At 42.5% G+C, this 9,666-nt stretch carries 9 protein-coding genes and 1 pseudogene; 6 read left to right on the top strand and 4 right to left on the bottom strand.

Annotated features, from left to right (window positions below; translation table 11 throughout):
- Positions 1-277 (top strand): annotated as a pseudogene (locus tag IQ229_RS02885) (hypothetical protein); the annotation flags it as partial.
- Positions 278-374: 97 nt separating this feature from the next.
- On the opposite strand, the gene IQ229_RS02880 reads toward IQ229_RS02885, so the two are convergent.
- Positions 375-1,262 (bottom strand): sulfurtransferase, encoded by an 888-nt coding sequence (locus IQ229_RS02880; RefSeq protein ID WP_194041118.1) that lies wholly within the window; start codon positions 1,260-1,262, stop codon positions 375-377.
- 26 nt (positions 1,263-1,288) lie between these two features.
- Between IQ229_RS02880 and IQ229_RS02875 the strand changes: the two genes are divergently transcribed.
- The 4 genes from IQ229_RS02875 (at position 1,289) to IQ229_RS02860 (ending at position 6,099) form a co-directional block, all read left to right on the top strand.
- Positions 1,289-2,212 carry a tRNA (5-methylaminomethyl-2-thiouridine)(34)-methyltransferase MnmD gene (locus IQ229_RS02875; protein WP_194041116.1) on the top strand — a complete coding sequence of 308 codons (924 nt, stop codon included), beginning with the start codon at positions 1,289-1,291 and terminating at the stop codon, positions 2,210-2,212.
- A 521-nt stretch (positions 2,213-2,733) separates the two neighbouring features.
- Positions 2,734-3,978 carry an HD domain-containing phosphohydrolase gene (locus IQ229_RS02870; protein WP_194041114.1) on the top strand — a complete coding sequence of 415 codons (1,245 nt, stop codon included), beginning with the start codon at positions 2,734-2,736 and terminating at the stop codon, positions 3,976-3,978.
- Positions 3,979-4,180: 202 nt separating this feature from the next.
- Complete coding sequence (glmU, locus tag IQ229_RS02865; RefSeq protein ID WP_194041112.1) at positions 4,181-5,560, top strand: bifunctional UDP-N-acetylglucosamine diphosphorylase/glucosamine-1-phosphate N-acetyltransferase GlmU; 1,380 nt, start codon at positions 4,181-4,183, stop codon at positions 5,558-5,560.
- Between the two features lie 116 nt (positions 5,561-5,676).
- The gene (locus IQ229_RS02860; protein ID WP_194041110.1) at positions 5,677-6,099 is read left to right on the top strand and encodes a DUF29 family protein; all 423 of its coding nucleotides are present in this window, start codon (positions 5,677-5,679) and stop codon (positions 6,097-6,099) included.
- Here IQ229_RS02860 and IQ229_RS02855 read toward each other — a convergent pair.
- The 3 genes from IQ229_RS02855 to IQ229_RS02845 all read right to left on the bottom strand — a co-directional run bounded on the left by IQ229_RS02855 (position 6,090) and on the right by IQ229_RS02845 (position 9,193).
- The gene (locus IQ229_RS02855) at positions 6,090-7,043 is read right to left on the bottom strand and encodes an isoaspartyl peptidase/L-asparaginase (RefSeq protein ID WP_194041108.1); all 954 of its coding nucleotides are present in this window, start codon (positions 7,041-7,043) and stop codon (positions 6,090-6,092) included. The genes IQ229_RS02860 and IQ229_RS02855 overlap by 10 nt on opposite strands.
- A complete protein-coding gene (locus tag IQ229_RS02850) occupies positions 7,043-7,237 on the bottom strand; it encodes a DUF2256 domain-containing protein (RefSeq protein ID WP_194041106.1) in 195 nt (64 codons plus the stop codon). The genes IQ229_RS02855 and IQ229_RS02850 overlap by 1 nt, the downstream gene beginning before the upstream one ends.
- A 285-nt stretch (positions 7,238-7,522) precedes the next feature.
- On the bottom strand, positions 7,523-9,193 hold the full coding sequence (locus tag IQ229_RS02845; protein ID WP_194041104.1) for a dipeptide ABC transporter ATP-binding protein: 1,671 nt from the start codon (positions 9,191-9,193) through the stop codon (positions 7,523-7,525).
- A 179-nt stretch (positions 9,194-9,372) separates the two neighbouring features.
- Between IQ229_RS02845 and IQ229_RS02840 the strand changes: the two genes are divergently transcribed.
- A partial coding sequence (locus IQ229_RS02840) for a hypothetical protein (protein WP_194041102.1) occupies positions 9,373-9,666 on the top strand: 294 nt, incomplete at its 3' end.

Genomic DNA, 9,666 nt, shown 5'->3' with positions numbered 1-9,666 from the left:
TCGGATAATCAATTCCTTTTGGGTGTCTCTGAACTACTACTTGCAAAAGTCTCTCCAAGTTGGTATTGGCTACCAGATGTACTTATCAGACTTTACCCAGCGCGATCGAGAAGACGAATTTTATCGGCTATTCGGACACTTAAATTACCGAATATCCGACACCATTAATATGAATGTACAAGCTGGAGTAAGTTTAGGTAGTTCAACCGCCGAAAACATTGATTTTGATGGCTGGTTCTTCACTATTAATTACGGTTTTCAATTAGGTCAGTTTTGAAATTTGTTCTTTGTCATTAGTCATTTGCCCTTTGGGATTTATCCTTTATTAAAAACTAATGACCAATGACCAATGACCAATGACCAATGACCAATGACTATAAATAGGAAATCCAATCACTCCAGCTACCAGCATAAAGTTTACCCTTGCTAATACCAGCTAATTCTAAAGAAAGCAAATTCACACAAGCAGTAACGCCAGAACCGCAATATACCAATATTTCTTCCGCGGTTTCTAGCTTTTCCCACCGATGGCGTTGTTCTTCTTCAGGAAGTAGGTAGCCAGAAGAGTCTGTAACTTCTTGCCAGGGATAGTTGACTGCACCGGGAATATGTCCGGCAATTCGATCGATTGGTTCTCGTTCGCCTCGGTAGCGATCGCTTTCTCTTGAATCTACCAATACTACCTCGTCGCTATCTTTCCGGCTTTTCACCGCTGTAATATCTACCACCTTTTCTGTTTGTACTTGAGGGACAAACATACCCATTCGGGGAGAAGGAATAACATCTGTAACAGAATACCCAGCTTTTTGCCATCCAGCCAAGCCGCCATCTAGTACTGCTACTTGCTCATGTCCTAGATAGCGCAACAGCCACCATAGACGAGCCGCAAAGGCAAAGCGCGAATCATCATAAGCTACAACTAAACTTTTTTGGTAATTTACCCCAATCGCTGCCAATTTGTTAGCTATATCATTAGGGTTAGGTAAAGGATGTCTCCCGCCATGCTTATCCACTGGACTGGAAAGATCCTGATTCAAATCTAAGTAATATGAACCCTGTATATGACTTGTTTGATACTGTTGTTGTCCTAGTCGTGGATCGGCTAAAGAAAAGCGACAATCCACAATAACGACTTGCGGATCTTCTAGATGTTCAAACAGCCAAGCTGGCGAAACAACAAATTGGGGACTTGTACTGAGCGTACCCCTTTGGGGAAGCAAGCTACGCGTAGCGTCTCGTAGAGAAGCCGAAGTATTGGGCATTAGTCATCATTTAGTTTTTTTGTAAGATGTCAGACTTAGAGAATTTTACACCTAAGTTAACAGCAGATGGTTCTTTCACCTTTGTCTCTCAAGAGTTTGGTGAATCCTTTCACAGCGATTCTGGAGCTACACAGGAAAGTTTTTGCAAGTTTGTGGAACCTACTCAACTGGCTACAGCAGCGCAAAAACCGATCTTGCGACTATTGGATGTTTGTTATGGTCTAGGATATAACACAGCTGCTGCTTTGCAGACAATTTGGGCAGTGAATCCTAGTTGTTATGTTGAAGTAATCGGTTTAGAACTGAATCCAGCAGTTCCACAAGCGGCGATCGCTCATCATTTGTTCGACAATTGGAACTCTAACTATATTAAAATTTTGAAACAGCTAGCTTTTGAGCATCAAGTGCAAACACCTTGCTTGAAAGCGAAGCTACTAATTGGCGATGCTAGAACTACAATCGCCCTAGTACGTCAGTCGGGTTTCTGGGCAGATGCAATTTTCCTCGATCCCTTTTCACCACCACAGTGTCCTCAATTATGGACTGTTGAATTTATTAAACAGTTGTCATTGTGTTTACACCCAGATGGTTTATTAGCCACTTATTCTTGTGCTGCTGCTGTACGCACAGCACTTTTGTCTGCTGGCTTGGTGATATCTTCTACCCCACCCGTAGGAAGGCGATCGCCTGGTACCGTGGCAACACATTCTCAAAATGTTGAGTCTAAAGACGACTCCCCAATCACTACCCTCTCAGAAGTTGAAAAAGAACACTTGCTAACTCGTGCTGCTATTCCCTATCGCGATCCTCAATTGAGCGATCCAACTGAAGTCATAGTCAAGCGGCGACAACAAGAGCAACAAACCTCTTGTCTAGAATCTGCCTCTCATTGGCGAAAAAGGTGGCTATTAGGAACACAAGGTAGGGATTTTATGGGAACTAGTTTGTAGTTTGATTACAATGTCATACAACATACTACATCTATAGACTGCAAGCCTAATTCAACGAGTTTTTACGAGCCAAATAGCTTAATCTATATGTTAGTATTCAATATCACATAGTCTCTAACAGTACTTGAGTATTGCTATAACTTAGTAAACTGAGTAAATAAAAACATTTATATCTAATGATTACAATGATTACTATAAAGACTTGAAACTCAAATCAGATATTTCGATATAAAGAAGTCAGATTATAACACTTTCTGACGCCACAAAGCGAAAAAATCTCCGTAAAAAACCTGATTTAACATTTGTGAGAATTTATCATACTGGAATTAGAAGCAAAAAATTTGACAACAAGATACACCTTGTTCGTAACATAAAAGATACATACTACGAAAAATTCCATCGGCAGCTTGACATCATGCATAATCCATATCGAAACTCTGACTCAGATACAGTCGAATCTTAAATTTGTTTTTCAAATCTGACACTGTTAACTAACTTGTGCAAAAACTTGGAGTGCCTTTGTGATTCAATGGAAATCCAACCATACAGGCTTTACAGAAAAAATTGTTAATGGGTCAAACCCCATTAGCACAGTGAAGAGTATCGGTTCAAATCATGCCGTGGAATCGCAAAATGCGGAGGGTTATTCTTTAGGCTTATCTCAAGGAGACCTTATGCTTGAAGATAGGCAAGCAATGTCTTCTTGGATAAAATCTGATGTTAATTGTGATGATGATTCATTGGTCTGTAGAACACTACAAGCCAAAGGTTCTAAAGTGAATGGGTTTGATTTAGATCCGCCGAAGGTTTTAGTGGTTGACGATCATGCCGCCAGCCGGATGACTGCTGTTGCCCTCTTGGGGATGGAAGGATACGAAGTGATTGAGGCGGACAGTGGTTCTATTGTTGTCGGATTGGTAACTCAAAAACAACCAGATTTGATTTTGCTGGATGTAATGATGCCAGGAATGGATGGATTTGAAGTGTGCCAATTGCTTAAACAAGATGAGCAGACTAGGTTAATCCCAGTAATTTTTATTACAGCGTTAAATGACAGGCGATCGCGCATTCGGGGAATTGAAGTTGGGGCAGATGATTTTCTCACCAAACCCTTTGATCGGGTGGAACTCGCGGCGCGTGTAAAGTCCTTGGTGCGGCAGAAGCGTCTGAACGAAGATTTAGACCATGCCGAACAAGTACTGTTTTCCATTGCCATGTCCATTGAAAGCCGCGATCCTAATACAGGCAACCATTGCGAACGTCTAGTAAAACTGGGACAAGTTTTTGGTGAATACCTCAGCCTCTCACGCTATCAAATTCGAGATTTGATGTGGGGTGGTTATCTCCACGATATCGGTAAGGTAGGTATTCCCGATGCTGTGCTGCTAAAAAAAGGCAAACTTACCCCCGAAGATTGGCAAATTATGCAGCAGCACGTTTTGATTGGAGAAAAAATCTGCCAACCACTACGGAGTATGCGCGGTGTAATTCCGATTATTCGTCATCACCACGAACGCTGGAATGGCTCAGGCTACCCCGATCAACTCAAGGGGGATGATATTCCCTACCTGGCGCAAGTGTTTCAGTTAATTGATATTTATGATGCCCTAACCAGTGAACGACCTTACAAAAGAGCTTTTACTTCAGCAGAAGCACTTTTAGTGATGCAAGAAGAAACTGATTCCGGTTGGCGTAATCCCAAACTAATGCAGCAGTTTGCAGACTTTATTTGCTCTTGTCAGGAAAAAGGGAAGAGTGGGGAATAGGGAGTAATAACTTGTAGCTAATGTAATGAACGCTAATTGGTATTATCATAATCTCTGCTTTTGAGGAGTAAAGTTATACCGACTCCAGAATTCCGACTCCTTTAATATTTTCAGTCTTCTATAATTAGCTGGTATGATTTGAGCCGAGATTTTAAAGTACCAACAGCATTAATCACATTTCACTGATAGCTGATAGCTAATTATGGTAGTTGTAGCAATTCTAGCGGCGGGACGCGGCACACGGATGAAATCACGCTTACCCAAGGTTTTACATTCTTTGGGTGGGCGATCGCTAGTAGAGAGAGTTCTCGAAAGTGTAGAACCACTTTCGCCCTCACGGCGAATCGTGATTGTGGGATATCAATCCGAGGAAGTGCAAGCCGCCATGCATTCAATCCCCAGTTTGGAGTTTGTCGAACAGACTGTACAATTGGGTACAGGTCATGCTATCCAGCAATTACTTCCTCACTTGGAAAATTACACTGGAGATTTGCTGGTACTTAACGGCGATTTACCGTTAATACGCAGCGAAACTCTTAAGCAGATGTTACAAACTCACGTCCGAAATCAAAACTCTGCCACTATTCTCACCTCGCACCTACCTGACCCCACAGGCTACGGGCGCGTTTTTTGTAACGATGAAAATATTGTGCAGAAAATGGTCGAACACAAGGATTGTACAGCTGCTCAACGAGAAAATCAGCGGATTAACGCTGGAGTTTACTGCTTTCGCTGGCCAGATTTGGCAAAGGTGCTTCCCCACCTCCAGGCAAACAATGCCCAGAAAGAATACTATCTTACCGATGCCGTGACTCAGGTGGGACAAGTAATGGCAGTGGATGTGGAGGATTACCAAGAAATTCTCGGCATCAACGATCGCTTGCAACTGGCAGCAGCATACGAAATTTTGCAAAAACGGGTCAAAGACAAATGGATGCTGGCGGGTGTCACCCTCATCGACCCCACAAGCATCACCATTGATGAAACAGTGGAATTGCAGCCAGATGTAATTATTGAACCCCAAACGCACCTGCGGGGAAATACAGTGATTCAAACAGGAAGTCACATCGGGCCGGGAAGTTTAATTGAAAATAGTCAGTTAAGTGAAAATGTCACAGTTCAATATTCAGTAGTCATAAATAGCACCGTGCAGGCCGGAAGTCGGATTGGCCCTTATACTCATTTGCGCGGTCAGGTACAGGTGGGTGCTGGTTGCCGTGTAGGGAATTTTGTGGAATTGAAAAATACGCAATTAGGCGATCGCACCAATGCAGCCCATTTGTCATATATAGGTGATACTGTTGTCGGCAATCAGGTGAATATTGGTGCTGGTACAATTACTGCCAACTATGACGGTGTGAAGAAACATCGCACCAAAATAGGCAATCGGACAAAAACTGGCGCCAATAGCGTTTTAGTGGCTCCACTCACCTTGGGAGATGATGTCTATATCGCAGCTGGTTCTACTGTGACAGAAGATGTGCCTGATGATTCTCTGGTAATTGCCCGTAGTCGTCAGGTGGTGAAACCAGCTTGGCAGAGGAAAAATGCTGAAAATGAAACCACAGATCGGCATAAATAATTCATCAGTGTTAATTGCGCTCGATCTGTGGTTTTAGACTATAAAACTACGATTTTTGCCAGATGTCTAATCTAACTAGATTAGTAGTATAGTCAAAATCTCAACACATAACATACATGGAAGAACTGCTAGAACTTAGGCAATTTCTAGAACAAGGCAAAATCCATGAGGCGTTGCTGTTGGTGGATGAGTTAGAAGAAATGAGCCTCAGTGACAAAATCAATAAAATTGATAGTTATGGTGTGATTCTGCTCATCCATTTAATTAAACAAATGGCCGAAAAACGTTCTACTCGCTCTTGGGATGTTTTAATAGAAAATACAGTGCGGGAAATCAACAAAATAAACAAGCGCCGCAAATCCGGTGGTTTTTACTTGAATCAAGCAGAATTAATCGATATTCTGGAACAAGGATATCAAGTTGCACTGAAAAGAGCGGCGCTAGAAGCTTTTGAAGGGCGTTATGAAGCCCAAGAATTAGCTGCAATGGTTGACCAGCAAGAAACTTTAGCCGAAGCACTGAAACTGATTCAACAATAGCCAATCAATTCGCTATCATTCCATTCCAAAGTGTCACCAACTTTTTCGCCATCGTGGTAGGCAGCGAGTAAGATTTCGCTAGTTTTTCCCCAAGCGATCGCTCCACTAGCATCTAAGGCGATCGCTCCCAAATCGCGTTTGTTCTCGTGGGCTTCCCCAAAGGATCGCTGCATCGCCTCCTTCAGTGACATCCCATCAGTAACACGCACTACAATCCGTGCGGCTAAACACTCATCGATGATATCTTCGCCAATGCCAGTACAGCTAACACCAGCATTACTAGTGGCATAATTACCTGCTGGCATCGCCGAATCACTTACCCTGCCAATCCGTTCAAATCCCTTACCACCAGTAGAAGTGCCAGCAGCTAGCTTACCAGATGCATCTAAAGCGACTACACCGATGGTACCGCGTCCGGCATTGCTAGTTTCTAGCAGTTCGGGTTCTGCTACCACGCCAGCCATTGTGCTTTTAAAATTATCCTGGCGCTCTTGTATCCACTCTTGTAACCGCAAATCAGTTAAAGCGTTATAGCTGGGAATTTGCATTTCCCGCGCCAACTCAGCCGAACCGAAATCTGATAGCACTCGGTCTGGCGAGCTTTGTAAAAATTGCGCTAAATCAATCGGATTTTTCACCCGCGAAATATTAATCACACCACTAAACCGCCCTGATGCACCATCCATCAGGGAAGCACTCATACGGATTTGTCCATCGGATTGCAATACTGAACCAGTACCAGCATTAAAACGGGGGTTGTCTTCGAGCATTAGGCAACCCTGCACCACCGCCTCAGAGGCAGTTGCTCCTGACAATAGCAGAGAATAAACTTCTTCTATTACTGTATGGAGCGATCGGCGCACCGCCTCTAATCCGCCTTTACCGTGGAGAGAACTACCAGCCCCTCCATGAATAATTAATTTAGGTTGCACCTGTAACTCCATTAATCTCTTGCGCTATTTGCGTCTGTATCGCGGTTGGTTTCATTTTGAGCTTCAGAACGGCGACGACGACAACGTTCTGAGCAATATTTCACATCGTCCCAACAATCTTGCCACTTTTTACGCCATGTGAAAGGACGTTGACATACCGGACAGATTTTTGTAGGTAGGTCAGCTTTAGAACGAACACGTCCCATATAAATACTGTGTATATGAGAATTTGATTTCTGAGGGAGATGGAAGATAATTATAACCAGTTTGCTAATAAGGCAGGATAAATTCGACGAACAAATATATTGTCAATCTATCCTTAGACATACTTGTAATATCTCTCCTTTTAGAAGAGAGGCTTTGAATCTTACTATCCTTCTCTTTTAGGGACTTACAAAAAATAAATTATCCCAAATTATTTCTAGATTTGTAAGGGCGCAAAGCTTTACGCCCTTACTACAATGGAGTGTTTTTTACTGGAAGTCTTTTAGTTAAGCGCGTGCTAGTAAGGGAGCAGCAGCTAGTAAAGTTTTGGTATAAGGGTGCTGAGGATTGGCAAAAATCTTTTTTGTCAGACCAAGTTCGACAATTTTACCACCATTCATTACGGCAATCCGATCGCACAAAAATCGAGCTAACCAAAGATCGTGAGTGATGAATAGATAAGTTAACTCAAACTCTTCCTTTAATTGCAACATCAAATCTAACACCTGCGACTGAACGCTGGCGTCTAACATACTCACTGGTTCATCGCAGATTAAGAGTTTCGGGTGAGTAATCAAAGCACGAGCGATCGCTACTCTTTGCTGTTGTCCACCAGACAAATCCGACGGATAACGCTCATAATACACTTCTGGCGGTGTTAAGCCAACCTTATTTAGCATCCACAAAACCTGTTCTTTTGCTTTGGCAGGATTGGCTAAATTGTGGATAAATAAAGGATCTGCAATACTTTGTCCCACTGTCATCGCTGGATTGAGACAAGCATGAGGGTCTTGAAAAACCATTTGTATTTGTCGCCGCGAGGAACGAATTTCTTGACGCGATAGTTTAGTTAAATCCTTTCCTAAAAACTCAACTTTGCCACTAGTGGGACGAATTAGTTGCAATATTGTTCGTGATAGCGTGCTTTTACCACAACCTGATTCCCCGACTAAACCGAGAATTTCTCCTGAATAAAGATCCAGGTTGATTCCATCTACTGCTTTAATTGTCTGCACTTGTGTGTTAAGCAGTCGTTCGATAAAGTTAGGTTCTATAGTGTAGTGTTGCTTGAGTTCTGTAACGCTCAAAATTGGAGATTGCTGATTAATAATCGGTAATTGCTTTTCTTCGTCATTGGCAATTATCAATTCTCCACTATCAGTTACTGCTTGAATATGTAATGCTGCTTTTAAAAGCGATCGCGTATATTCATGTTGAGGTTGCCTAAATACGGTTTCTGTAGAACCCATTTCGACCATCTTGCCGTTGTACATTACGCCAATGCGATCGCAATACTCAGCCACCATTGCTAAATCGTGAGAAATCAGCAACAATCCCATGTTTTCTTCACCGCATAGGCGAGTTAATTCTTGCAATATCTGCGCGGATACGGTGACATCTAAACTGGTAGTGGGTTCGTCAGCAACAATAAACTTGGGGTTGAGGAGTAAAGCTAAAGCGATCGCTACCCGTTGTCGCATTCCACCGCTAAACTCATGAGGATACTGATTCCAGCGACTAACTGGAATATTCACTTTTGCCAAGGTAGCAAGTGCTTTTTCTTTAGCTTCCCGCGTTGATAATTCTGGTGAGTGCGCCTGGAGGGTTTCGATACAATGCTTACCAATGGTCATCAACGGATCGAGCCGTGTCATAGGATCTTGGAAAATTAAGGCGATCGCCTCTCCCCGAAATTTTCGTAACTGATTAGGTATCAAGTCAAACACGGACTGTCCTTGAAATGTCACCTGTCCCTCAATACGGCTAGAGGATGGTAGTAAACGCATTACTGCCCGTCCGATAGTTGATTTACCACAACCCGACTCTCCCACCAATCCCATTCTTTCACCTGGTTTCAAGGTGAAAGATACATCATCAACCGCCCAGCTTGCTTCTTCTCCACTTCGCCCAGGATAGGCAACTCGCAAATTTTCGATACAGAATAAGGCTTCACTCATAGTTAGTTATCAGCCCTGAGCTACCAATTTTTATAATTTCAAATTTAGGATAGTCTATCAAATTAAGTATTAGACCTGTTTTATAAAACTTACCTAAACATAGCCAAACTTAATTTAGTCTACCCGTAGCATCGCCATAAATCTCCAGTCTTAGCAATTGGAGACAGCTATCGATATTCTTGATAACCACTGCTAAAGTTGATACAGCACACAACTATGATGTTATAAGTGCAAAATTTAAATCTGTAGGAACTAGAATCAAAATTAAGTCAGTAAATCAGGATTTTCAAGTTAATATTATGGAGCAAAATCAGCCAGAACAGCGGCGCGCTGTCGATCGAGTGTTTCAAGAATCCCTCGAACAGTTGGAGGATATCTTGCAAGAAAGTTCGACTGAGGAAGAAGATATCCCCCAACTGCATAGTAGTAATTTTACTGAAGTCGAACTTGATCGAGGCTTGATAGATATTGAT

Source organism: Nostoc cf. edaphicum LEGE 07299 (assembly GCF_015207245.1).
In the GTDB taxonomy this organism is placed as follows: Bacteria; Cyanobacteriota; Cyanobacteriia; order Cyanobacteriales; family Nostocaceae; genus Nostoc; species Nostoc edaphicum_B.
The sequence above is the reverse complement of the archived record's forward strand: the minus strand, read 5'-3'. Positions and strand labels throughout refer to the sequence as shown.